At 75.9% G+C, this 23,900-nt stretch carries 18 protein-coding genes; 13 read left to right on the plus strand and 5 right to left on the minus strand.

Annotation, left to right across the window (positions count from 1 at the left end):
• Window positions 1-107: 107 nt before the first annotated feature.
• From D7M15_RS06470 to D7M15_RS06490, 5 genes are all read left to right on the plus strand, one after another.
• Window positions 108-1,406, plus strand: a complete 1,299-nt coding sequence (locus tag D7M15_RS06470) for a prenyltransferase/squalene oxidase repeat-containing protein (protein ID WP_121516612.1) — start codon at window positions 108-110, stop codon at window positions 1,404-1,406.
• A gap of 80 nt (window positions 1,407-1,486) precedes the next feature.
• Complete coding sequence (locus D7M15_RS06475; RefSeq protein WP_240649591.1) at window positions 1,487-2,092, plus strand: SCO2322 family protein; 606 nt, start codon at window positions 1,487-1,489, stop codon at window positions 2,090-2,092.
• Window positions 2,089-3,327, plus strand: coding sequence for a CbiQ family ECF transporter T component (locus tag D7M15_RS06480; RefSeq protein ID WP_121516614.1), 1,239 nt, complete (start codon window positions 2,089-2,091; stop codon window positions 3,325-3,327). Before D7M15_RS06475 ends, D7M15_RS06480 begins: the two co-directional genes overlap by 4 nt.
• Window positions 3,324-5,084 carry an ABC transporter ATP-binding protein gene (locus D7M15_RS06485; protein WP_121516615.1) on the plus strand — a complete coding sequence of 587 codons (1,761 nt, stop codon included), beginning with the start codon at window positions 3,324-3,326 and terminating at the stop codon, window positions 5,082-5,084. Before D7M15_RS06480 ends, D7M15_RS06485 begins: the two co-directional genes overlap by 4 nt.
• A gap of 80 nt (window positions 5,085-5,164) precedes the next feature.
• Window positions 5,165-5,962, plus strand: a complete 798-nt coding sequence (locus tag D7M15_RS06490) for an ECF transporter S component (protein ID WP_121515581.1) — start codon at window positions 5,165-5,167, stop codon at window positions 5,960-5,962.
• A 12-nt stretch (window positions 5,963-5,974) separates the two neighbouring features.
• Here D7M15_RS06490 and D7M15_RS06495 read toward each other — a convergent pair whose 3' ends face one another.
• Together D7M15_RS06495 and D7M15_RS06500 are read right to left on the minus strand one after the other, a co-directional pair.
• Window positions 5,975-8,020 (minus strand): bifunctional glycosyltransferase 87/phosphatase PAP2 family protein, encoded by a 2,046-nt coding sequence (locus D7M15_RS06495; RefSeq protein ID WP_240649158.1) that lies wholly within the window; start codon window positions 8,018-8,020, stop codon window positions 5,975-5,977.
• 554 nt (window positions 8,021-8,574) lie between these two features.
• Window positions 8,575-9,093, minus strand: a complete 519-nt coding sequence (locus D7M15_RS06500; RefSeq protein ID WP_121516617.1) for a lytic polysaccharide monooxygenase auxiliary activity family 9 protein — start codon at window positions 9,091-9,093, stop codon at window positions 8,575-8,577.
• 487 nt (window positions 9,094-9,580) lie between these two features.
• Between D7M15_RS06500 and D7M15_RS06505 the strand changes: the two genes are divergently transcribed.
• The 4 genes from D7M15_RS06505 (at window position 9,581) to D7M15_RS06520 (ending at window position 15,047) form a co-directional block, all read left to right on the plus strand.
• Window positions 9,581-11,296 carry a helix-turn-helix domain-containing protein gene (locus D7M15_RS06505; protein WP_240649159.1) on the plus strand — a complete coding sequence of 572 codons (1,716 nt, stop codon included), beginning with the start codon at window positions 9,581-9,583 and terminating at the stop codon, window positions 11,294-11,296.
• Between the two features lie 332 nt (window positions 11,297-11,628).
• Window positions 11,629-11,973 (plus strand): antibiotic biosynthesis monooxygenase, encoded by a 345-nt coding sequence (locus tag D7M15_RS06510; protein WP_240649160.1) that lies wholly within the window; start codon window positions 11,629-11,631, stop codon window positions 11,971-11,973.
• Window positions 11,974-12,098: 125 nt separating this feature from the next.
• The gene (locus D7M15_RS06515) at window positions 12,099-14,153 is read left to right on the plus strand and encodes an MFS transporter (RefSeq protein WP_121516620.1); all 2,055 of its coding nucleotides are present in this window, start codon (window positions 12,099-12,101) and stop codon (window positions 14,151-14,153) included.
• Between the two features lie 225 nt (window positions 14,154-14,378).
• Window positions 14,379-15,047 carry an HAD-IA family hydrolase gene (locus D7M15_RS06520; protein ID WP_121516621.1) on the plus strand — a complete coding sequence of 223 codons (669 nt, stop codon included), beginning with the start codon at window positions 14,379-14,381 and terminating at the stop codon, window positions 15,045-15,047.
• An 88-nt stretch (window positions 15,048-15,135) separates the two neighbouring features.
• On the opposite strand, the gene D7M15_RS06525 is transcribed toward D7M15_RS06520, so the two are convergent.
• Window positions 15,136-15,720, minus strand: coding sequence for a TMEM165/GDT1 family protein (locus tag D7M15_RS06525; protein WP_121516622.1), 585 nt, complete (start codon window positions 15,718-15,720; stop codon window positions 15,136-15,138).
• Between the two features lie 622 nt (window positions 15,721-16,342).
• Between D7M15_RS06525 and D7M15_RS06530 the strand changes: the two genes are divergently transcribed.
• The 3 genes from D7M15_RS06530 (at window position 16,343) to D7M15_RS06540 (ending at window position 21,118) form a co-directional block, all read left to right on the plus strand.
• Window positions 16,343-17,005, plus strand: coding sequence for an HNH endonuclease family protein (locus D7M15_RS06530; RefSeq protein ID WP_121516623.1), 663 nt, complete (start codon window positions 16,343-16,345; stop codon window positions 17,003-17,005).
• Window positions 17,006-17,194: 189 nt separating this feature from the next.
• Window positions 17,195-18,886 carry an alkaline phosphatase D family protein gene (locus D7M15_RS06535; RefSeq protein WP_121516624.1) on the plus strand — a complete coding sequence of 564 codons (1,692 nt, stop codon included), beginning with the start codon at window positions 17,195-17,197 and terminating at the stop codon, window positions 18,884-18,886.
• Window positions 18,887-19,072: 186 nt separating this feature from the next.
• Window positions 19,073-21,118, plus strand: a complete 2,046-nt coding sequence (locus D7M15_RS06540) for an FAD/NAD(P)-binding protein (RefSeq protein WP_121516625.1) — start codon at window positions 19,073-19,075, stop codon at window positions 21,116-21,118.
• A gap of 18 nt (window positions 21,119-21,136) precedes the next feature.
• On the opposite strand, the gene D7M15_RS06545 is transcribed toward D7M15_RS06540, so the two are convergent.
• Window positions 21,137-21,721, minus strand: coding sequence for a superoxide dismutase family protein (locus D7M15_RS06545; protein ID WP_121516626.1), 585 nt, complete (start codon window positions 21,719-21,721; stop codon window positions 21,137-21,139).
• A gap of 292 nt (window positions 21,722-22,013) precedes the next feature.
• Here D7M15_RS06545 and D7M15_RS06550 point away from each other — a divergent pair, with 292 nt between their 5' ends.
• A complete protein-coding gene (locus D7M15_RS06550; RefSeq protein ID WP_121516627.1) occupies window positions 22,014-22,661 on the plus strand; it encodes a VTT domain-containing protein in 648 nt (215 codons plus the stop codon).
• 73 nt (window positions 22,662-22,734) lie between these two features.
• Here D7M15_RS06550 and D7M15_RS06555 read toward each other — a convergent pair whose 3' ends face one another.
• A complete protein-coding gene (locus D7M15_RS06555) occupies window positions 22,735-23,853 on the minus strand; it encodes a chitinase (RefSeq protein ID WP_240649161.1) in 1,119 nt (372 codons plus the stop codon).
• Window positions 23,854-23,900: the final 47 nt, after the last annotated feature.

Genomic DNA, 23,900 nt, shown 5'->3' on the forward strand with positions numbered 1-23,900 from the left:
GCCCCGTCGAGGTGTACGGAGCTGAGCCCGGAGTGCCACCGCGTGCCGCGCGCGCGGGCGGGACAGCCGTGCCCGGCTGCGTCCCCGCCCACCGAAAGGCATCCGTCATGTCGTCACTCCGCCGCGGCACCGCGGTACTCGCGGCGTCCGTGCTCTGTACGGCCGCGGCACCGCTGGCACTCACCGGTACGGCCTCGGCGGCGCCCGCCACGAGCCCCGCGCGCGCGGCGGCCGCCGGGGACGACGGCCTGTACGGGAAGGGCGACCCGAAGTTCGACGGCGTCTGGCGCCAGTCCGTCGCGCTCCTCGCGCAGGACACCGCCGGGGTGTCCCCCGCCGACCGCGCCGTGGCCTGGCTGACCGACCAGCAGTGCGCGAACGGCTCGTTCACCGCGTACCGCGCGGACCCCCGCGCCGACTGCGACGGGAAGACACCCGCCGACACCAACGCCACCGCCGCCGCCGTGCAGGCGCTGGCGGCGCTCGGCGGGCGGAGCGACGCCGTACGGAGCGCCGCGAAGTGGCTGGTGTCGGTGCGGAACGAGGACGGCGGCTGGGGCTACAACCCGGGCAGCCCCACCGACGCCAACTCCACCGGCGTCGTCATCGGGGCGCTGGCCGTCTCCGGCGGCGACCCTGCGAAGCCCGGCGAGCCGTCGGCGTACGAGGCGTTGCTCGGGCTCCAGCTCGGCTGCGACGCGAAGGAGGGCGAGCGCGGCGCGTTCGCGTACCAGCCGGACAAGAAGGGCGACCTCGCGCCGAACGACGACGCCACGGCGGCGGCGGTCCTCGCCGCGCGCGGCGGCGGGCTCGTCGTCGAGCCCGCCGAGGACGACGGCGAAACCCCCGCCCCGACCGACTGCGGGACGGACAGCGGCAGCGGCAGCGGAGGCGGCGGCGAGGACGGCGCGGACGAGAAGATCTCGCCCGACGCGGCGGCGGGCGCGGGCGCCGCGTACCTGACGGAGGTGCTGCGGGCCAACGGGCGGCACCTGCCGTCCGCGATGCCCGGCGAGAAGGGGAAGCCGGACTACGGCAACACCGCCGACGCGGTGCTGGCCCTCGCGGCCAGCGGCCACGACGACACGGCCGAGGACACGCTGGACTGGCTGGAGGACCACGCGAAGGACTGGGACAAGTCCGCGTCCGACCCGGCGGCGCTCGGCGCGCTCGTCCTGGCCGCGCACGCCGCCGACGGCGACCCGCGCGACTTCGGCGGCGCCGACCTGGTGAAGCGGCTGAACGCGACCGGGCCCGCGCCCGCGAAGGACGCGCCGCCGGAGGAGGACGACGACAAGGACGGCGCCGGCACGGCGGTGACCGTCTCGCTCGTGGTGGCGGGGCTCGCGGCGGGCGCGGGCATCGGCATCCTGTTCAGCGGGCGCCGGAAGCAGCAGGGCCTGTGACGGCGGGCGCGGCCGTGGCGGCGGTGGCGCTGTACGCGGCGGTCGCCCCGTTCGCGGCGGGTCCGGTCGACGCGCGCCCGGTGGCGTACGGTCCGGCGCGGGCCGACGCGGGCGGCTACCGCTACTGGTCGTTCTGGGAGCGCGCCGACGGCGCCTGGTCGTACGCCTCGCAGGGCCCGTCGACACTGCGCCCGTCCGACGGCGACGTGCTGGGCTTCCGTTTCGGCGTCAGCGAGGACTCCGGCGACGCGTCGAAGCCGCGCGGCGCGGCGGACTTCGCCCGCGTCTGCGCGGGCGAGGAGCGGCGGTCCGGGAGCGCGCGGGTGGCGCTGGTCGTGGACTTCGGTACGGCCGCCGACGCGCCCTCCGGCGAACGGCCGCCCGCGCCCCGTACGGCCTGCGCGCGGGTGGACGCGGGCAGCGGTACGGCGGCCGACGCGCTGGCGGCCGAGGCGGAGCCGCTGCGCTACAACTCCGACGCGCTGCTGTGCGCGATCGCGGGCTACCCGGAGTCCGGCTGCGGCGAGCGGACGGCGGCCGACGGCGGTACGGCGGAGAGCGACGACGGGGACGGTGGGGACGAGGGGGGCGTCCCGCCGTCCCTCGGCGCCGCCGCCGGGGTCGGGGCCGTGCTGGCGCTCGGCGCGGCCGCGTATCGGCGTACCCGCCGCCGTCGCCGCGGATGACCGCGCGCGCCCCGGACGCACCGACCGCGCCGCGCGCCCTGTCCCGGCTACGCGCCCCCGAGGCGGCGCGCGGCAACGCGCTGCACGCGGGCGCCTGGTGGCTCTGGGCCCTCGGCCTCGCCACGGCCGCCTCCCGCACGACCAACCCCCTGCTGCTGGCCCTGCTCGTCACCGTCGCGGGCTACGTGGTGGCGGCACGCCGTACGGACGCGCCCTGGGCCCACTCGTACGTCGCGTTCCTGAAGCTGGGCCTTCTGGTGCTGCTGATCCGGCTGGTGTTCGCCTTCTTCCTCGGCTCCCCGATCCCGGGCACGCACGTCCTGGTCACGCTGCCCGAACTGCCGCTCCCCGACTGGGCGCAGGGCGTGCGCGTGGGCGGCCGGGTGACGGCGGAGGGGATGCTGTTCGCCGCGTACGACGGGCTGAAGCTGGCCACGCTGCTCGTCTGCGTCGGCGCCGCCAACGCCCTGGCCAGCCCGGCCCGGCTGCTGAAGTCCCTGCCGGGGGCGCTGTACGAGGTGGGTGTCGCCGTCGTCGTGGCCATGACGTTCGCGCCGCATCTCGTCGCCGACGTACGGCGGTTGCGCGCCGCCCGGCGGCTGCGCGGGCGCGCGGACCGGGGGGTCGCGGCACTGCTCCAGGTCGGACTGCCGGTGCTGGAAGGTGCGTTGGAGCGTTCGGTGGCGGTGGCGGCGGCGATGGACGCGCGCGGCTACGGGCGTACGGCGCACGTGCCCGCGCCCGTACGCCACGCCACGTCCGCGCTGGTGCTCGGCGGGCTGCTGGGGGTCTGCGTCGGGACGTACGCGCTGCTCACGGCGGACGGTGCCGCGTACGGCACACCGCTGCTGGCCGCCGGGCTGGCCGCCGCGCTCGCGGGGCTGCGGCTCGGCGGGCGGCGCAGCGTACGCAGCCGCCACCGGCCCGACCGCTGGGGCGTACGCGCCTGGCTGGTCGCCGGGTCCGGGGCGGCCGTCGCGGCGGCGACCGTCTGGGCCGACGGGCGGTGGCCGGAGGCGCTGCGGCCCGCGACCGTACCGCTGGCCGCACCCGAACTCCCGCTCTGGCCCGCCGCGTCGCTGCTGCTCGGGCTGCTGCCCGCGTTCGTCGCGCCGCTGCCACCCGCGCCCACCGGCCCGGAGCCGGAACGCGGCGCGGAGCGCGACGCCGAGCCGGAGCGCCGTCCGGAGCCGCCCCCGTACCGCCGCCCGCACCGTTCCGAGGAGTCGCCGTGATCCGCTTCGAGCAGGTCTCCGTGACCTACGAGGACGCCGCCGCGCCCGCGCTGCACGGTGTCGACCTCACCGTGCCGGAGGGCGAACTCTGCCTGTTGGTCGGCCCGTCCGGGGTCGGCAAGTCCACGCTGCTGGGCACGGTCTCCGGGCTGGTGCCGCACTTCACGGGCGGCACGCTGCACGGACGTGTCACCGTCGACGGCCGCGACACCCGTACGCACCGCCCGCGCGAACTCGCCGACGTCGTCGGCAGCGTCGGGCAGGACCCGCTCGCCCACTTCGTCACCGACACCGTCGAGGACGAACTCGCCTACGGCATGGAGTCCGTGGGCCTCCCCCCGTACGTGATGCGCCGCCGCGTCGAGGAGACCCTCGACCTGCTCGGCCTGGCCGCCCTCCGCGAACGGCCGCTCGCCACGCTCTCCGGCGGGCAGCAGCAGCGCGTGGCCATCGGCTCCGTACTCGCCGTGCACCCGCGCGTCCTGGTGCTCGACGAGCCGACGTCCGCGCTCGACCCGGGCGCCGCCGAGGAGGTGCTGGCCGTGCTGCAACGCCTCGTGCACGACCTCGGCACCACGGTGCTGATGGCCGAGCACCGGCTGGAACGCGTCGTGCAGTACGCCGACCGCGTCCTCCTGCTCCCCGGGCCCGGCGCCCCGCCGGTGCTCGGCACGCCGGAGGAGGTCATGCCGCTGTCGCCGGTACGGCCGCCGGTGGCCGAACTCGGCGCGCTGGCGGGCTGGGCACCGCTCCCCCTGTCCGTACGCGACGCCCGCCGCCGCGCCGCCCCCCTGCGCGACCGGCTGCCCGCCGCGCCACCACGCCCCACGCGGACGGACCCGGCTCCCGGGGCGCCACCGGCGGCGGACGTACGGGCGCTGACCGTACGGCGCGGCCGCGCGGACGTGCTGCGCGCGCTGGACCTGCGGGTGCGGCCGTACGAGACGGTGGCCCTGATGGGCCGCAACGGCGCGGGCAAGTCCACCCTGCTGGGCGCCCTGACCGGGATGTACGAACCGGCGGGCGGCAGCGTCCTGTTGGGGCCCGCGTCCCTGCCCGGCGGTCCGGGGACGGCGCGGGCGCCGGAGGCGCGCGCCGGGCTGCTGGCCCGCCTCCGGCACCGCCCCGCCACCGGCCGGGAGGGGGACACCGGCGGCCGGTCGGCCGTACCGCACCGGACTCCGCCGGACCGGCTGCTGCACCACGTCGGGCTGGTTCCGCAGCAGCCGCTGGACCTGCTGTACGCGGACACGGTGGCCGCCGAGTGCGCGGCGGCCGACGCCGACGCGGGCGCCGCGCCGGGCAGTTGCCGCGCGCTGGTCGCCCGGCTGCTCCCGGACGTGCCGGACACCACCCACCCGCGCGACCTGTCCGAGGGCCAACGCCTCGCGCTCGCCCTCGCGGTGATCCTCACCGCCGCTCCCCCGCTGCTGCTCCTGGACGAGCCGACGCGCGGCCTCGACTACGCCGCGAAGGGCCGCCTCGTCGCCGTGCTCCGCGAACTCGCCGCCACCGGGCACGCCATCGTCCTCGCCACCCACGACGTGGAACTCGCCGCCGAACTCGCCCACCGCGTCGTCATCCTCGCCGAGGGCGACGTCGTCGCCGACGGCCCCACCCCGGAGGTCGTCACCGGCTCACCCGCCTTCGCCCCGCAGGTCGCCAAGATCCTCGCGCCGGGCCCGTGGCTGACCGTGCCGCAGGTACGGGCCGCGCTCGCGCCCGACGCGGACCGCGCCGAGGGGGCGGGGCGGTGAGGGCGCGCGCCGGGAAGCCGCGTACGGGCGGCGCGTCCGGGCGGCGGGCCGGGCCCGTACGGCAGGCACGGGCCGTACGGCTGGGCCCCCGCTCGGTGGCGGCGCTCGCGCTGGTCTCCGCGACCGGGGTGGCCGCGTTCGGCTGGCCGCTGCTGGCCGACTCCGCGTCGGGGCTCGCGCACGCGCGGGACGCGCCGTGGCTGTTCGCGGCGCTGCTGCCGCTGCTGCTCGCGGTGGCCGTCGCGACCGTCGCGGACGCGGGCCTCGACGCGAAGGCCGTCGCGATGCTCGGCGTCCTCGCGGCGGCGGGCGCGGCACTGCGGCCGCTGGGCGCGGGTACGGCCGGGCTGGAGCCGATGTTCTTCCTGATGGTGCTGTCCGGGCGGGTGCTGGGGCCGGGCTTCGGCTTCGTGCTGGGCGCGGTGTCGATGTGCGCGTCGGCGCTGCTGACCGGCGGGGTCGGCCCGTGGCTGCCGTTCCAGATGCTGTCCATGGGCTGGGTGTCCATGGGCGCCGGGCTGCTGCCCCGCCCCGACACCCTGCGAGGACGGCCCGAACTGCTGCTGCTCGCCGCGTACGGCGCCGTCGCGTCCGTCCTCTACGGCACGGCGATGAACCTCCAGGGCTGGACGTACATCGCCGGGCTCGGCTCCGGCGTCTCCTTCGTGCCCGGCGACCCGCTCGGCGCGAACCTGTCGCGCTTCCTCGCGTACGTCCTCGCCACGTCCCTGGGCTGGGACCTGCCGCGCGCGGCGCTCACGGTCGTGCTGACGCTGACCGTGGGCGGCGCCGTGCTGAAGGCGCTGCGGCGGGCCACCCGGCGCGCGGCGTTCGACGCGCCGGTGGCGTTCGCGCCGCCGGAGCGGCCGGAGCCGTGACCGCCGGGGCGGCTACGCGCCGGGGGCGGACGCCCCGGAGCGCTCGCCGTCCCGCTGCTCGTCGGCGGCCTTCCCGGGCTCGGGTTCGGCCTCCGGCTCCGCTCCGGCTGGCGTGCCCGCGTCCGCCGTACGCGTCACCGCGTCCGCCGTGGTCTCCGTACCCGCCTCCGGCTCCGTCACCGGCAGGAAGCGCGCGGTGAGCCGCTGGAGGCCGAAGCCCGCCGCGATCACGGCGACACCGCCCACGGCGTCCAGCAGGTAGTGGTTGGCGGTGGCCATCACCACGAAGGTGGTCATCAGCGGGTAGAGGACGCCCAGCGCCCGCAGCCACACGTTCGGGGTCAGCCGTACGATCACCACCGCGCACCACAGCGACCAGCCGACGTGCAGCGACGGCATCGCCGCGTACTGGTTGGACAGCTCCGTCAGCGCCCCGAAGTCCGGGTCGCTCAGGTCCTGCGGGCCGTGCGCCGTGTCGATGAAGCCGAGGCCGGGCATCAGCCGCGGCGGCGCCAGCGGGTAGAACCAGAAGCCGACCAGGCCGAGCACGGTGGCGAAGCTCAGCGCGGTGCGCGACTCGCGGTACGACGGCGGGCGCCGGACGTAGAGCAGCGCGAGCAGCGCGATCGGGACGAGGAAGTGGAACGTCGTGTAGTAGAAGTTGCAGAACTCCTCGATCCACGGGTGCCGCACCGTGAACTGGTTGAGCGCGTGCTCCCAGTCGACGTGCAGCATCCCCTCGATGTCGAGGATCTGCGTGCCGTGCGCCTCGGCGGTACCGACGCCGTCGTCGGCCTGGCCGCGCACGTAGGAGTAGCCCCAGTAGCCGACGCGGATCAGCAGCAGTTCCAGCAGCAGGTTGGGGCGGGTGAACGGACCGGAAGGCTCCGGGGTGGCCCAGCTGTCGGCCGTACGGGACAGGAACGGGATCACGCACGCCGCGAGCACGGCCGCGACCAGCGGGCCGTTCTCCGCGAGGAACCGCAGGACCGACATGTTCGGGACGAGCGCGCTGCTTTCCAGGGACATGACCAGGACCACGGTCACCGGCCACATCAACCGGTCGCCCCGGCGCCGTCCGGCACGGCCGACGACGGCGAGGAGGACCCACAGCTGCTCGTGCTGCCAGGCGGTCGGGGACACGGCGACGACCGCGCACCCGGCGATCGCGGCGGCGAGCAGCAGCTGGCCGTCCAGCGCGTAGTGGACGGCGCGGCGCAGCCCGAACCAGGCGACGGCACCGGCGAGCACGGCCAGCAGGGCGAGTTCGAGGGGGCCGCTCAGGCCGATCCGGAGCAGCGCGCCGTGCAGCGACTGGTTGGCGAGCCCGTCGGACGGGGCGCCGAGCCCGGCGCCCGCGACGTGGTGCACCCAGTACGTCCAGGAGTCGCCGGGGACGACCGCCCACGCCGCGGCCGTACCGGCGGCGAAGGTGGCGCCAGCGGCCACGGCGGCGTTCCGGCGGCCGGTGAACCACAGCAGCGGTACGAACAGCAGCACCGCGGGCTGCAACGCGGCGGCCAGGCCGATCAGCACGCCGCCCGTGTGCCGTTCCCGGCCGCGCAGCAGCCAGCCGACGAGCACGAGCAGCACGGGCAGGATGCTGGTCTGGCCGAGCGTGAAGGCGTTGCGCACGGGGACGGAGACCACGAGCAGGCTGAGGGCGACCGGCACGGCGAACAGCGCCGTACGCCGCGACACCGGCTCCGGCAGCGCCCGCGCGGCGACGACCCCGACGGCCGCGACGAGCAGCAGCGTGCCGAAGGTCCAGGCGACGCCGAGGCTGTGGTCGGCGGCGCTGGTGAGCGGTTTGAGCACGAGGCCCGCGAAGGGCGTGCCGGTGAACGGGTTCGCGCCGTCGTAGAACGAGCCGCGCACGCGCAGCACGCCGTTGTCACCGATCCAGCCGAGCAGGTCGGTCAGCCGCTCGTCCGACGGCTGCCGCAGCACCGCCGCCAGCTGCCGCGCCGCGAGCGCGCCCGCCAGCAGCCACAGGCCGACGAGGGCCATGCCACCGCGCGAGCCCAACTGGCCCGTGAGGCCGCCCGGCCGCGGCATCCCCGCGGCGTTTCCGTTCGCCCGTTCTCCAGACGTATCCGCCGTCACGCGCCGAAGTCTCCCGTTCGATCCGCTCCGCTGTCCCGCCCCATCATCCCGTTGGTCAGACGCGGGACACCCACCGGCTACCTGACACGGCCCCGACAGGAGCCGTCAACAGGCGATTCGACCCCCACGAGCGGCGAAGAACGCCGAAATCGCTGACAACCGGTCCATATCAGCGTATGCCATGACATCGAGGCACCCGCACCGCTCCCGTACGACCCCGGGAACGGGGCGTACAGCCACCGGTACGCGGTGTCGCGTGGCCCGGAGGGGCCCCTCGGCCGGTCCCGGTGAGCGGGAGCACGGGCCGGGTACCCGCCGGGGCAGGCGTCACCCTATCGGGGTCGGCGCGGGCTCCGTACCCGGAAGCGCGGGCGGTACGGGACGGCGCGGGGCGTCGTCCGCGCGCGGGACGCGGGAGGCGGCACGGACGGTGGACGCGGGAAGCGCGAGGGGCGGCCTGCGGGCACAGGTGCCGCAGACCGCCCCCTGAGCGGCGAACCGGGGTGTCAGCCGCCGACGTTGACGTCGATGCAGGCGTAGAACGCGTTCGCCGTGTCGGCGACGTTCCAGACCGCGAGCACCTTCTGGTTGCCGGAGAGGCCGTCGAAGCTGACGTTGTGCGTCACGGTCGCACCGGGCTGCGCGCCGCCGTCGTCGAACTCGGCGATCTTCTGGCCGCCCGCGAAGTACTGCCACGTGCTGGTCGCGTGGCGCGCGGTCAGCTTCCAGGTGAAGTCCGTGGAGCTGCCGACGTCGTGGACCTGCCAGCCCTTGCTGTCGTCGTCCAGCTCGGAGAACTGCTCGTTGCCGCCGCTGCAACTGGTCAGGCCCTTGGGACCCTCGACGCTCTGCGGCTCCCACTGGATGTCGCCGCACTCGATGGAGCCCGCGGCGCACTGCGCCTGGCGGCTGGCGGGCGAGTCGACGTAGCCGTGCGCGCCGGCGGGGCTGGCCGGCAGGGACAGGGCGATCATGGGGGCGACACCAGCGCCGACGAGGGCGGCGAGCTTGCGTTTCCGGTTCATGCCAACTCCTTCACGATGACGGCCGCCCGTCAGGGTGGGGGCCGGCTCCCGGTATGGCGTACCGGGGCCGTTTCGGCGGCCTGGTCGAGCGTCGGCAACGCGAGAACGGACACATCGACGACGGTGAGGACACGACCGCGAGATGCGGAACCGCGGTCGCGAAGTGACGAGTCGATATCACGTGCCGAGGTCTAGACCTATCTTTCTTGACGGAGTGCGGTCAAGACCTTTGACACAGGGAAAGCCGCACGGGAAGCACCCGGACCAGCGGCCGGCCCGCCGCCCAACCGCGCCGTCCGGCACGCCGGTTGACGGCCCCCGTACCCGCCCCCGTACGCGTACGGTGCGCGTTTCCCGCCGGGGAGGGTGCGCGGGCGCCGTACGGCGGATGGCCGGGACCGGACGGCGGGCGGCGCCCGTCGGGAACGATGGAGGGTGGACGACGCGGGTACGGAGGGGACAGTGGCGTGGACGTGACGGAGTGGACGTGACGGAGGGACCGGACGACCGGCGGGGCCCCGACGGACAGGCCGCCCTGGAGGGGCTGCTCCGCGAGGTGCGGCGGCAGGCGGCGACCGGAACGGGCTCCGGCGTACGGGGAGTTCTCGACTGGCTGCACCGGCAGACCGGCGCCGGGGCAGCGCTGCTCGCGCCCGACACGGAGGGCACGCGCGACCCGGCGGGTACGGAGGTCACGCCCGCACCGGAGGCGTCCACCCCGGACTTCCCGCCGGAGGTGCTGCCGCCGCTGGCACCGCTGCTCGCGCGGCTGCGCGACGGGCGGCTGGCCACGGCGGCGACCGAGGCCGCCGGTCTGCACGTACGGTGCGAGGCGCTCGGGTCCGGCGTACCGCACCCGGTGCTGGTCGTGGCCTCCCCGGCCGAACCCGCGCGCGCGACGGCCGCGTTGGCCTCCCACGCGGGCAGCGTCCTCACCCTGCTGAGCCTCGCCGGGGAGGGCGACCGGACCAGCCGCCGCTACCAGGACAAGGCACGGCAGCTGCGGCTCGCCGTACTGCACGCGCTGCTCGCGGGCGAACCCGTGCTGGCGCGCCGGATGACGAGCGGCGCCGTACCGCCGCTGCTGGACGCCGAACGGCTCCGCGTCTACCTGCTGCGCTGCCCGCCGTCCGACCGCGACCGGATCACGCGGGCGCACCAGGACCCCTCCGGTTACCAGGGTCCGGACCTGATGGTGCACTGCCCGGTCTTCAAGGACCACCTGATCTGCCTCGTCACGGACGACGGCGGGGGCGGCGTGGACGACGGCGGCGACGGCTCGGACGGCGTCGCGGACGGCGGGCCGGGTGGCGCGTACGGGCTGGGCCCGGCGCTGCGCCGCCTGGTGCGGGCGCACCCGCGCTACGCGCTGGGCGTCAGCGGCGCGCACCCCCTCGCGGCGACGGCCGAGGCGTACGGGCAGGCGGCGCACGCCCTCGCCGCCGCGCACACCGCCGACGGGCGCGTGGGCTACTACCACGGCCGGACGCCGCTGGAGGCCGTCCTGCCGCGGCAGCGCGCCCACGACTGGGCCCGCGCGCTGCTGCGTCCGCTGGACGGCGCGCCGCGGACCAGCGCGGAGATCACGCGCATGGCCATGAGCATGCCGCGCTCCGGGGTGGCCGGGCTGCTCGGCCTCAGCCGCAACACCGTCGCCGCGCACATCCGGAGGGCGGAGGACGTCCTCGGGCTCGACCTCGCGGACGTACGGAACCGGGCGGCGGTCCATCTCGCCCTCGCGCTGAGCGGCGCGTCCCCGGCGCCGGAAGGCGCGGCACCGGAAGGCGCGGAACCCGAAGGTCCGGCACCTGACGGCCCCGTGACCGGGCACGCGGGACCCGACCGCCCGGAGCGCCCCGGCAACGGCCGCCACCGGCCGCCGCCCGCCCTGGACGAGCTGCTCGTCGGCGAGGCGCCGGGCGCCTGGGCCCGCGCGGCGCTGCGCCCGCTCGACGCCCGCCACCAGCGCACGCTCCACGCGTGGATCGACGCGAACGCCGACGCGCAGCGGACCGCGCGGCGACTGGGCATCAGCCGCAACACCGTACGGGCCCATCTGCGCGGCGCCGAGGCCGCGCTCGGCCTGGACCTGCTGACGCACGGCACCGGCATCCACACCGTCGTCCTGGCCCTCCGTATCGCGGACGCCCCGTACGGCGGTGGGAGCGTCGACCCGCCCGCGCCCGCACCCGCGCCGCGCTGAGCACCGTGCACAACTCCCGGCTCCCGTTGGGCAGCGTGCACGTTGGCCACGCGCGCCGCGCCCTCTAACGTCGTGTGTCAGGGGCCCGAGCGGTCCCGCGCGGCGCGCCCACCGAGGGGACACCCGGCGGCGCGCCGAAACCGGGGGAACAGCGGTGCGCACCCGACGATCCGTCGTCGCGGTGCGCACCGCATCGGGCCGTCCGCGTACGACGGGCGCGTGACGGCGGGCGCGTACGGGCGCCGCCCCCGACCGCCGCCCCGGAGCCGTACGGCGGCATGGCGCCGTGGGAGCATCGGAGCGCCCTGCGTCCACCCGGTGAGAGGTGTCCCGTGCCCAGCATCGTGAAGATCAACGTCCTGACCGTCCCCGCCGAGCAGCGCGAGACGTTCGAGCAGCGGTTCGGCGCGCGGGCCGGGGTGGTGGAGGGCGCGGACGGCTTCGAGTGGTTCGAGCTGCTGCGCCCGCTGGAGGGGACCGACGAGTACCTGGTGTACACGCGGTGGCGGGACGAGGAGTCGTACCTGGCCTGGATGGAGGGCCCGATGAAGGGCGCCCACCAGCGCGGGACCGCCGCCCCGGGCGAGAGCGGCGGGGAGCGTCCGAAGCCGGTGTCGGCCAGCTCGGCGCTGTGGTCGTTCGAGGTGGCGCAGCAGGCGGCGCCGAAGCCCGCGTGACGCCCGCGCCGTAACTCCCGCGCTCCCCGGCTCGTACGACGGCCTCCCGGACGCCCGGGAGGCCGTTCCGGCGTACGGGGGCGACCATGGGAAGGGCACCCCCGCACGCGGAGCGAGGAGGGCCCATGTCGGCGGAGCACACCCCGGAGGCGGCGACCGCCGCCCCGGGCGGTCCGGAGGCCCCGTCGGGGCGCGCCCTGTGGCTGGCCATGGGGGCGCTGCTGCTGGGCATGCTGCTGGCGGCGCTGGACCAGACGATCGTCGCCACCGCGCTGCCGACCATCGTCAGCGAACTGGGCGGCCTGGACCACCTGTCGTGGGTGGTGACGGCGTACCTGCTGGCCGCGACCGCCGCGACTCCGCTGTGGGGCAAGCTCGGCGACCAGTACGGGCGGAAGCGGCTGTTCCAGGCGGCGATCGTGCTGTTCCTGGCCGGTTCCGCGCTGTGCGGCGTCGCGCGGGACATGCCGCAGCTGATCGGCTTCCGCGCCGTGCAGGGGCTGGGCGGCGGCGGGCTGATGACGCTCTCCATGGCGATCGTCGGCGACCTGGTGCCGGCCCGCGAACGGGGCCGCTACCAGGGCCTGTTCGGCGCCGTCTTCGGCATGTCGAGCGTGCTGGGGCCGCTCCTCGGCGGCTTCTTCACCCAGCACCTCGACTGGCGCTGGGTGTTCTACGTCAACCTGCCGCTCGGCGCCGTCGCCCTGGCCGTGGTCGCGACGGTGCTGCGGCTGCCCGTGCACCGGCGTCGGCACCGGATCGACTACCTGGGCACGTTCCTCGTCGCCTCCTTCGCGACGTGCCTGGTGCTGATCGCGTCGCTGGGCGGTACGAGTTGGCCGTGGCTGTCGGCGCGTACGGCGGGGCTGGCCGTACTGGCGGTGCTGCTGCTCGCGTGCTTCGTGGCGGTGGAACGGCGGGCGGCGGAGCCGGTGGTGCCGCTGCGGCTGTTCCGGATCAGGACGTTCGCGCTGTGCGCGGTGATCGGTTTCGTGGTCGGCTTCGCGATGTTCGGCGCGATGACGTACCTGCCGACGTTCCTCCAGGTCGTGCACGGGGTGACGCCGACGATGTCGGGTGTGCACATGCTGCCGATGGTCGCCGGGATGCTGGTGTCGTCCACGCTGTCGGGGCAGTTGGTCAGCCGTACGGGCCGCTGGAAGGTGTTCCCGGTGGTCGGCACGGCGGTCACGGCACTGGGCCTGGTGCTGCTGCACGGGCTGGACGAGCGCAGCTCGACGGCGGAGATGAGCGGGTGTTTCGCGGTGTTCGGGCTGGGTCTGGGGCTGGTGCTCCAGGTGCTGGTGCTGGCCGTGCAGAACGCGGTGGACTACGCGGACCTCGGCGTCGCCACCTCCGGCGTGACGTTCTTCCGTTCCGTCGGGGCGTCGTTCGGGGTCGCGGTGTTCGGCACCGTGTTCACCGGCCGCCTCGGGGACGGGCTGGCGGACGCGCTGCGCGGCCGTCCGCTGCCGGAGGGCGTGACCGCCGCCTCGCTCCAGCACGACCCGCGCGCGGTGGGGGCGTTGCCCGAGGGGGCGCGTACGGAGGTGCTGGGGGCGTACGCGACGGCGATCACCGACGTGTTCCTGTACGCGGCGCCGGTGGTGCTGGTGGCGTTCACGCTGGCGTGGTTCCTGCGCGAGGAACCGCTGCGCCGCAGCGTGCTGTCGCCGGACGAGAGCGAGACGTTGGCCGCCAACCCCGTGGAGCGGTCCTCCGAGGACGAGGTGTGCCGGGCGCTGTCGCTGCTGAGCACCCGGCAGGGCCGCCGGGACCTGTACGCGGACGTGGCCGCCCGCGCGGGGGTGGACCTGCTGCCCGCCGCGTGCTGGATGCTGCTGCGGGCCCGGCGGCACGGCGCGGTGGACCCGACGGGCCTCGCGGACCGGGGTGTGGTGCCGCGCCCCGTGGTGGCGCGGGCGGCGCGGCAGGTGGAGGAACGCGGCATGGCCGTACGGGAGGGCCGGACGCTGGCGCTGACCCCGGCGGGCGAGCGGGCGGCGGTACGGCTGGGGCGGGCGCGCGAGGACGCGCTGTCGGAGCTGCTGGGCGACTGGTGGTCGCCGGACCGGCCACAGGAACTGACGGTGCTCGTACGGGAGTTGAACGCCGAGCTGGGCGGGGCTGACGGCGAGTGCCCGCGCGCGGAGCGCCCCGCGCGCGCGATGGCACGCTGACCACGAGGGGCGGACGGGGGCTCGGGCCGGCGCACCGGGCGGGGGCGGGAGGCGTACGAGACGTGTACAGGACGTGTACGTCGCGCGGGGGCACTGGCGCGCGAGGCCCCCGTTTTGTATGTTGAAGGAACAAAGTGGTTCCGCCCGTGCCCCTCACCTGACGGATGGGGCGTCCCTGACCGGCGGGCGGGGCCATCTTTCCCTGCCGACGGGAGTCCGAACGCCATGCCGAACGCCCCGCTCACCGCCCGCGCGCTGCTCCTCGACATGGACGGCACGCTCGTCGACTCGGACGCCGTCGTCGAACGCGTCTGGCGCCGCTGGGCCACCGCGAAGGGCATGGACCCCGACCACGTGATGCGGGTCGCGCACGGCAGGCAGGGCCACTCCACGATGGCCGAACTCCTCCCCGACCGGCCCATGGCCGACAACTTCGCGGAGAACCGCGAGCTGCTCGCCCAGGAGACCGCCGACCTCGACGGGGTCGTACGGGTCCCGGGCGCCGACACCTTCCTGGCCGCGCTCACCACCGCGGCCGTCCCGCACGCCCTGGTGACCTCGGCCGACCTCGGCCTCGCCACCGCCCGCATGGGCGCCGCCGGGCTCGCGCTGCCCGACACCCGCGTCACCGCGGAGTGCGTCAGCGCCAGCAAGCCCGACCCCGAGGGCTTCCTCAAGGGCGCGGCCGAACTGGGCTTCGCCCCCGCCGACTGCGTCGCCTTCGAGGACTCCGGCGCGGGCATCCGCGCCGCGCTCGCCGCCGGGATGCGCGTGGTGGGCGTCGGCCCCCGCGCGGACGCGCACGGCCCGACGGTGACGGTGCCCGACCTGACGTGCGTACGGGTCACGTCGGACGCGGCGGCGGGGACCGTACGACTCGACTTCACGGCCTGAACGCACGGGCCGGACGCACGGGTTGGGACGTACGGGCCCGGACGTACAGGCGCGGGGGCACGCTCACGGACCCGCACCCCCGCGTACGTCAGCCCGCCAGCGCCTCGTACAGGCTGAACGCCGCGAGCGCCAGCATCAGACCGGCCGCCACCTTCGTGATCAGCCGCAGCGGCACGTAGCGCAGCAACGTACGACCGCCCAGGATGCCCAGCCCGGCGACCGCCCACAGGGCGAGGACCGCGCCGAGGCCGACGGACAGCGGATCGTCGTAGCGGGCCGCGAGGTTGGCCGTCATGATCTGCGTCAGGTCGCCGAACTCCGCGACCAGGATGAGCGTGAAGCCGCTGCCCGCCACCTTCCAGAACGACTGGTCGGCGGGCGCCTTCGTCTCCTCCTCCTCGTCGTCGTCGCCCTTGCGGAGCAGGACGATCGCGCCGACGAGGAACAGCGCGCCGACGACGCCCTGGACCAGCCGGTGCGGCAGCAGCGTCAGCACGCTCCCGGCGGCGATGGCCAGCGCCACGTGCACGGCGAAGGCGGCGGCGACGCCCGCGAAGACGTACGACGCGCGGTAGCGGGTGCCGAGCATCAGCCCGGCGAGGGCGGTCTTGTCGGGCAGTTCCGCGAGGAAGACGACGCCGAACGTGACGGCGGCGACACTGAAGCTGAACACGGGGTACCTCGGTGGTTCGGGCCGCGGGCCGCCGCGCCGGGGAGGTCCGCGGGAGCGCGCACACTTCGGCTCGACAGCGTCGCGGCGTACGGATGACGTACGGGACACTGCGGCCGAAGGTCTCGCTGGCGTGTGCGGACACGAGATCCCACCGCACACGCTCCGGGCGCCGGGGCAGACGCGCTGCCCAGTGTGTCGACGGTCCGGCGAAGAGCTACTCCCCTTCAGACTCCGCACAGCGTACGTGACGCGGCCGCTCGCGCGCGATCCGCTCCGGTACGACGGCCACCGCGCCCCTCCGCACCGGCAGCGGCGCGTCGGCGGCGAGCACGCGGCTCACGCCAGGGGCCCGGTGAGGCGCGTCGGCCGAATGGCGTCGTCCGCGCGCGCGGTGTGCGGGGAGTGCGCGGAGTGTGGGTGTTCCGTGGGCGGAAGGAGGGCTTCCCGTACGTGACCGGCCGTCGGCGCCCACGACCCGTACAGGAGCACGCCATGTCAACCCCTCGGGGTCTTGATGTGACGTGCACACGTCGGCACGCTGTTACCTGTCGACCGCCGGGACGACACCCGGTGGACCGAGCATGGTGACTCCGCAATCCCCCCACACCACAAGGGAGTTCGTATGCGCGGCATACGCAAGCTCTACGCGCGTCGTCCGGTGGCCGCCACGGCCGCGGCTGCCGCTCTGGCCGCCGTCTGCGCCACCGCCACGCTGACCGGCGGCTCCGCCCAGGCGGCCCCGCCCGCCCCGCCGAGCGCCGCCGAGGCCAAGACGATGCTCGCCGGGCTGACCGAGTCCACCGAGGGCTCGATGGACGGCTACGACCGTGAGAAGTTCCCGCACTGGAGCGACCAGGGCGACAGCTGCGACACCCGCGAGGCCGTGCTGAAGCGGGACGGCGAGGGCGTCGAGACGGGCAGCGACTGCAAGGCGACGAGCGGCAGTTGGTACAGCGAGTACGACGGCGAGACCTGGACCGCGACCGGCGACGTCGACATCGACCACGTCGTACCGCTCGCGGAGGCGTGGCGCTCCGGTGCCGCCGACTGGACGGACGCCCAGCGCGAGGGCCTGGCGAACGACCTGGACATCTCCCAGCTGATCGCCGTCACCGACAACGTCAACCAGTCGAAGGGCGACAAGGACCCCGCCGACTGGCTGCCCCCGAAGGCCGACTACCACTGCACCTACGCCTCGATGTGGGTCTGGGTGAAGGACACGTACGCCATGACCGTGGACGCCGACGAGAAGGCCAAGCTGGACGAGATCCTGAACGGCTGCTGACCCGGCCGGGGTGGGCGCCCGCGGGAGTCCGGCGCCCACCCGTCCCACCCTCCGGTACGCGCCGCCCCCGAGCGCGCGCACGCGGCCCCGTATCCGCCACCCCCGTACGCGCCCGGTCGTGTCCAGCGGGAAACTACCCTTCTCCGGCCGTCGTTCCGTACGGTTGCGGAGCGAGGGAGGGAGACCGCGATGACCGCGCTACGCCTGGGGCCGCTGCTGCGGTACGTGGACGAGGACACCGCGACCGTGTGGGTGGAGACCGACGGCCCGTGCGAGGCGGAGGTCCGCTGCGACGGTTCCGCCGCGGGCGGCACCGCCGCCACCTGGCAGGTCGCGGGGCACCACTACGCGCTGGTCACCGTCGTCGGCCTGGAGCCCGGCACGACGACGCCGTACCGCGTGCTGCTCGACGGCGACCAGGTCTGGCCGCTCCCCGACCCCGGCGCGGGCGTACGGCGCCTGCCGCCGAGCACCATCCGCACCCCCGCCCCCGACGGCGCGGGCGCGCTGCGGCTCGCCTTCGGCTCGTGCCGCTGGGCGGCCCGCCCCTCCGGCAGCTTCCACGACCCGGTCGGGCCCGACGCCCTCGCCGCGCTCGCCGAACAGGCCGCGGGCGGCGGTGACGTGCCGGACGTCCTGCTGCTCCTCGGCGACCAGGTCTACGCGGACGAGACCTCCGAGGCGATGCGCGCGCAGCTCGCCGCGCGGCGCGACATCGAGGAGCCGCCGTGGGGCCAGGTCGCGGACTACGAGGAGTACACCGCGCTCTACTACGAGTCCTGGCTCGCGCCCGACGTCCGCTGGCTGCTGTCCACCGTGCCCAGTTGCATGATCTTCGACGACCACGACGTGATCGACGACTGGAACACCAGCGAGGCGTGGCAGCGCGACATCCGCGCCACGAGCTGGTGGCGCGAGCGGCTGCTCGGCGGCCTCACCTCGTACTGGGTGTACCAGCACCTCGGCAACCTGTCGCCGGGCGAGCTGGCCGAGGACCCGGTGTTCACCGCCGTACGGGAGGCCGGTGACGGCACCGAGCTGCTCCGCGAGTTCGCCGCGCGCGCGGACGCCGACCCGGAGGTGACCCGCTGGAGCTACCGGCGGGACTTCGGGCGCGTACGGCTGCTGATGGCCGACACCCGCGCCGCCCGCGTACTCGCGGAGCAGGACCGGGCGATGCTCGACGCCGACGAGATGAAGTGGCTGCGCGAGCAGGCCCTCACCGACCGCGCCGCCTACGACCACCTGCTGATCGGCTCGTCCCTGCCGTGGCTGCTGCCGCCCGCCATCCACGGCGTGGAGAGCTGGAACGCGGCGCTGTGCGCGGGCTCGCGCGGCCCGCGCTGGGCGCGCTTCGGGGAGAGGCTGCGGCGGGCCTCCGACCTGGAGCACTGGGCGGCGTTCCCGCGCTCCTTCGAGGAGTTGGCCGCGCTGATCGCGGAGGTCTCCCTGGGGGAGGACGCCCCGGCGACGGTCTGCGTGCTCTCCGGCGACGTGCACCACGCGTACGTCGCGGAGCCGCGCGCGGACGCGGGTACGGGCTCCGGTACGGGCACGCGGGTGGTGCAGCTGACCTGCTCCCCCATGCACAACAGCATCCCGGGCTTCATGCGGGCCGGGTTCCGCTTCGGCTGGAGCGGCGCCGGGCGGCTGCTCGGCCGGATGCTGGCCCGGCACGGGAGGGCGGAACGGCCGTCGCTGCGCTGGGACCGTACGGGCGGACCCTGGTTCGGCAACCAGCTGATGACGCTGACGCTGCGGGGACGCTCCGCCCTGCTCGGCATGGACCGGGCGCGTACGGCGGAGGCGGGCGTACGGCTGACGCCCGTGCTGGAGCGGACGCTGTCCTCCGCGAGTGAGACATCCCACACCGGAGGCTGATCGTCCGGAACGCCCGTTCCGGGCCGGGCATGATGGTCCGGCACATGACGGTCCGGCACGTCCCGGGGGCAGTTGCCGCGGGCGGTTCCGTGACCGCGTAGCCTGTGCCGCGCGGTACGCACCACCGTCCCGTGGCGACGCGAACGACCAGCACCGCACGCATGCACATGCACCGGGAGAGGACTCTTGGCCGCCCTGCACCATGCCATCGCCGTGGTCGGCGCCGGTCCGCGCGGCACGAGTGTGCTGGAGCGGCTGTGCGCGTCCGTGCCCCGACGGCTCGGCCCCGACGACCGGTTGACCGTCCACGTGGTGGACCCGGAGCCACCGGGTGCGGGCCGCGTCTGGCGCACCGACCAGCCGGGCGAGCTGCTGATGAACACCGTGGCCTCGCAGGTCACGCTGTTCACCGACGCCACCGTGACGGCCGACGGCCCGATCCGCCCCGGCCCCAGCCTGCACGAGTGGTACGCGTCCGGCGCCCCGGGGGCCGACGGCGACGCCACGCCGCACACCCGCCCGCTGGGCCCCGACGACTACCCGACGCGGCGGCTCTACGGCGCCTACCTGCGCTGGGTGTTCGCCGAAGTGCTGCGCCGCGCGCCGGAATCGGTGACCGTACGGACGCACGCGGCACGCGCCGTACGGCTGGCGGACGAGATACCCGGCGAACGCGCGGCCCAGCGCCTCGAACTGTCCGACGGCACCCGGCTGACGGGCCTCGCCGCCGTCGTGCTCGCCCAGGGCCACCTCCCCGCCGTACCGTCCCGGCCGGAGCGCGAACTCGCCGCCCACGCGCGGCGGCACGGCCTCCAGTACCTCCCGCCCGCCAACCCGGCCGACCTCACCACCGAACTGGACGCCCTCGCGCCCGGACAGCCCGTGCTGCTGCGCGGCCTCGGCCTGAACTTCTTCGACCACCTGGCGCTGCTCACCGGCGGCCGCGGCGGCACGTTCGTACGGGAGGGCGCGGGGGAGGACGGCGTGCGGGAGGGCGGCGCACCGGCCGCGCTGCGCTACCTGCCCTCCGGCAAGGAGCCGCGGCTGTACGCGGGTTCGCGCCGGGGCGTCCCGTACCACGCGCGGGGGGACAACGAGAAGGGCGCGCACGGCCGTCACGACCCCCTGCTGCTCACCCCGGAGACCATCGCCCGGCTGCGCGCCCGCGCGGACGCGGGCGACCCGCCGGACTTCCGCGCGGAGGTCTGGCCGCTGGTCGCCAAGGAGGTCGAGACGGTCTACTACGAGGGGCTGCTCGCCGCCCGCGCCCCGGACGGCGCGCCGTGCCCCGGGGCGGGCCCCGACGGCTTCCGCGCGCGCTTCCTGGCCACCGCGCACCGCGGCGCCGAAGAGGCCGCCGTACTGGCCGCGTTCGGCATACCCGACGACGCGCGCTGGTGCTGGGACTCCGTACAGGCGCCGCACGCCGGGCGGGTCTTCACCGGCCCGGACGGCTTCCACTCCTGGCTGCTGGACCGGCTGCGCGAGGACGTCGCGCACGCCCGTGCCGGGAACGTGCGCGGCCCCGTCAAGGCCGCCCTCGACGTCCTGCGCGACCTGCGCAACGAACTGCGGCAGATCGTCGACCACATGGGGCTCGGCGGACCGTCCCGCCGCGACCACCTGGACCACTGGTACACGCCGCTGAACGCCTTCCTCTCCATCGGCCCCCCGCGCCGCCGCATCGAGGAGATGGCCGCGCTGATCGAGGCGGGCGTCCTCACCGTCCTCGGCCCCGGCACGGAGGTACGGGCAGACGACGCCGCGGGCGTCTTCCACGCCCACTCCCCCGCCGTCCCCGACAGCGCCGTCACGGTCACCGCGCTGGTCGAGGCCCGGCTGCCGGAGCCGGACGTACGGCGTACGGCCGACCCGCTGCTGACCGCCCTGCTGCGGGCGGGCGAGTGCCGACCGCACGCCCTAGACGGCTACGAGACGGGCGGACTCGACGTGAGCGGGCGCCCGTACCGGCTGCTCGACCGCCAAGGGCGCCCGCACGCGCGCCGGTTCGCGGTCGGGGTGCCCACCGAGGGCGTGCACTGGGTGACGGCCGCGGGCGCGCGCCCCGGCGTGAACTCGGTGACGCTCACCGACACGGACGCCGTCGCCTGCGCCGCCCTGGACACCCTGCGGCCCACCACGGGCGCCGCCCGCGCGGCGGCGACGGCCACCGCGCCGGTCCCCGGCCCGCGCACGCCCCTCGGCTCCGGCACCCCCGCTCCCGCGCCCTGAGCGCGGGAGCGGGCCGCCTCAGCTCCCGGCGCCTTCCCCGCCGCCGCTTCCGTGCCCGCCGCCGTCGCCGCCGTCGCCGAGCAGCGGCACGGTGAAGCAGCCCACGCGCCCGCCCGCCATGCCCGCCTCGCCGGGCGCCGTACGGGTCGCGTGCTCGTGCAGCACCACCGAGCGGGCCTCGCCCGTACGGAAGTTCCACGGATGGAGCGTGGCCGCGCGGCCGTCGCCGCCGGGGCCCGCGGTGAGGTCGAGCCAGATCTCGTTGCCGGGGTTGGCGTACGCCGGGTCGGTGGAGGGCCGCACCGGGTCGGGGCGGTGCTGGTAGTGCGGCCCGGCGTCGTCCGGGTCGGCGCCGCACGGCGCGGTGTGCACGTGCACCCCGTACGTGTGCCCCGGCAGCAGGCCGCGCACGGCCACCGCGACGCGCGTCCCCGCGCCGTCCACCCGCTGTTCCACGGCGATCCGGGCCCCCTCGGGCACCAGCCGCCGGTCGTACGTGACGGCCCGCGGCACCCCCGTACCGTCCGGCGGCGCGAACCGGCCCTCAGCGCGCAGCCGTTGGCCCTCCCCGCCCGAACGGGCCGCCGCGTCCGCGCCGTTCACCCGGGCCGACGGTTCCGCCCGGTCCGCCCGGTCCGCCCCGTCGACCGGTCCCCCGGCCGCTACCGCCAGCAGTGCCGCGGCGGGCCGTCGCGCCGATCATGCGTGAGGTCTTCACCGATACTCCTCATCAGGTCTGTCCGTTCGGTGGGAAAGTCGGTTCGATCCGGGATACTTCTTGTCCTGGACGCCGCGTGATCGACAGCGGCGCCCCGCCCACCACGGGTGAAGTACCCGGGCGTACGCTGTACGGCGGTATGTGGCGGCCAAACACAGTCGAACGGGGGAGCCTGCCGTGCCGGAAGCCTTGGTGTCGGTGATCGGCACCCCATGGCTCTACGCACTCATCGCGCTCTCCGTGCTGCTCGACGTCTTCCTCCCGGTGCTCCCCAGCGGCGTGCTGGTGATCGGGGCCGCGACGGCGGTCGCGGGCACGACGGCGGCCGAGGCCGCCAGTTCGGCCACGCACTTCCCGCAGATGCTCGCCCTGGTGCTGTGCGCGGCGGCGGCGTCCGTCCTCGGTGACTTCGCCGTCTACCGGCTGGCGTGGCGCGGCGGCGCGCGGCTCGACCGCGCCATCGCCCGCTCCCGGCGGCTGACGCACGCCCAGGAACACCTGGGGCACGCGTTCGTGCGCGGGGGCGGCGCGCTGGTCGTGCTGGCCCGGTTCGCCCCGGCGGGACGCTCCGTGGTGAGCCTGATGGCGGGCGCCGCGCACCGCCGCGCCAAGGACTTCGTGCCGTGGTCGGCGCTCGGCGGCCTGGCCTGGGCGGCGTACACGGTCGGCCTCGGCTACCTCGGCAGCCGCTGGCTGCACACCGCGTGGATCGGCACGGCCGTGTCGCTGTGCGCGCTGTTCGCGGCCGGGTCGCTGGCGGCCTTCCTGATACGCCGCCGCCCCGTGCCCGTACCGGCGACTCCCGTACCGACGCCCGCCAACTGACGCGCGCGGCACGGGAGTCGGCCCACCGCACCCCGGCCGACGCACCCGGGCCCGCCGCCGTACGCGCCGCGCCCTATCCCACGTACCCGGTCAGCGCCCGCGTGTACGCCCACGGCCGCTGCCGTACGCCCGAGCAGGTGTCGTCCGCGCGGTAGCCGCCACCGCCGCACGCGCGGTCGCGGTTCACCGACCAGAACGCGAGCCGGGCCAGCCCGGTGCGTTCCGCGTAGCGCTTCAGCTCAGCGAAGTGCTCCAGGGTCATCACCTCGCCGCGCCCCGCGAGCCCGTTCATCGTGGACACGCCGCTGCGCCGGTACGCCTCGGCGTCGCCGTAGCCGTACGCGCTCCGCAGCGTGTCCTTCAGCCCCTCCACCGCCTCGATGGTGAGGGTGCCCATGTCCCGGCCCCGCGCGGACTCCCCGAAGGCGAACGGCATGATCGTCCAGGCGTCCACGTCGACGCCCTCCCGCGCCGCCTCGTCGATCAACGCGCGGTCGGGGCCGTGCGGATGGCTGGGGAGGGTGACGTACAGCGTCAGCCCGGGGTTGCGGGCGCGCACCCGCTTCAGCGCCTCGACGGTCTTCGCCCGCGCCGCCGGGTCCTCGTACGCCTCGGTCTCGATGTCGACGTCGACGGCCTCCAGCGCGTACGCGTCGATCACCCGCTGGTACGCGTCGGCCAGGGACCGCCCGTCCGGGCAGCTCTGCTCCAGCCGGTGCCCCAGCCCGCCGCCGAACGACGCGATGACGTCACCGCCCGCCGCCCGTACGGCCCGTACGGCCTCCTCGTCCGCGCCGCCGGTCAGCGGACGTACGCCGTCCCAGCGCGGCGCGCACTCCCCGTCGCTCAGCACGAACGCGAGCGTGAACCAGCGGACACCCGTCTCCCGCATGACGTCCAGCGGGTCGGGCGCGTCGCCCCAGCCCAGCGAGAGGTACGGCGAGACCGCGCCGGGCAGCGCGGGCCGTAAGGGGGCCGCCAGCGTCCGGCTCGGCGCGACGGCGCCGCGGCCCGGCAGGCCCGCCTCGGCGGCGCCGCCGGGCGCAGCGGGCGCCCGCCCGCGGCCCGCCACGGGGGCGGGGTCGGCGGACGGCGGCGGAGCGGCCGGGGCGGCCGCGGCGAGGGCCGCGAGGAGCGCGGCCGAGAACGCGGAGGCGCGGGCGGTGGCGTGACGGCGTACCCATCGGATCATAGGCGGAACGTAACGTCGCCCTCACCCTCCGGCATCCCGGGGCGGCC

Source organism: Streptomyces sp. Z26 (genome assembly GCF_003665095.1).
In the GTDB taxonomy this organism is placed as follows: domain Bacteria; phylum Actinomycetota; class Actinomycetes; order Streptomycetales; family Streptomycetaceae; genus Streptomyces; species Streptomyces phytohabitans.

Coding starts and splice junctions, on each gene's coding strand:
- D7M15_RS06470 (WP_121516612.1), top strand. CDS start 108: ATGTCGTCACTCCGCCGCGGCACCGCGGTACTCGCGGCGTCCGTGCTC.
- D7M15_RS06480 (WP_121516614.1), top strand. CDS start 2,089: ATGACCGCGCGCGCCCCGGACGCACCGACCGCGCCGCGCGCCCTGTCC.
- D7M15_RS06495 (WP_240649158.1), bottom strand. CDS start 8,020: ATGCCGCGGCCGGGCGGCCTCACGGGCCAGTTGGGCTCGCGCGGTGGC.
- D7M15_RS06500 (WP_121516617.1), bottom strand. CDS start 9,093: ATGAACCGGAAACGCAAGCTCGCCGCCCTCGTCGGCGCTGGTGTCGCC.
- D7M15_RS06515 (WP_121516620.1), top strand. CDS start 12,099: ATGTCGGCGGAGCACACCCCGGAGGCGGCGACCGCCGCCCCGGGCGGT.
- D7M15_RS06520 (WP_121516621.1), top strand. CDS start 14,379: ATGCCGAACGCCCCGCTCACCGCCCGCGCGCTGCTCCTCGACATGGAC.
- D7M15_RS06530 (WP_121516623.1), top strand. CDS start 16,343: ATGCGCGGCATACGCAAGCTCTACGCGCGTCGTCCGGTGGCCGCCACG.
- D7M15_RS06535 (WP_121516624.1), top strand. CDS start 17,195: ATGACCGCGCTACGCCTGGGGCCGCTGCTGCGGTACGTGGACGAGGAC.
- D7M15_RS06555 (WP_240649161.1), bottom strand. CDS start 23,853: ATGATCCGATGGGTACGCCGTCACGCCACCGCCCGCGCCTCCGCGTTC.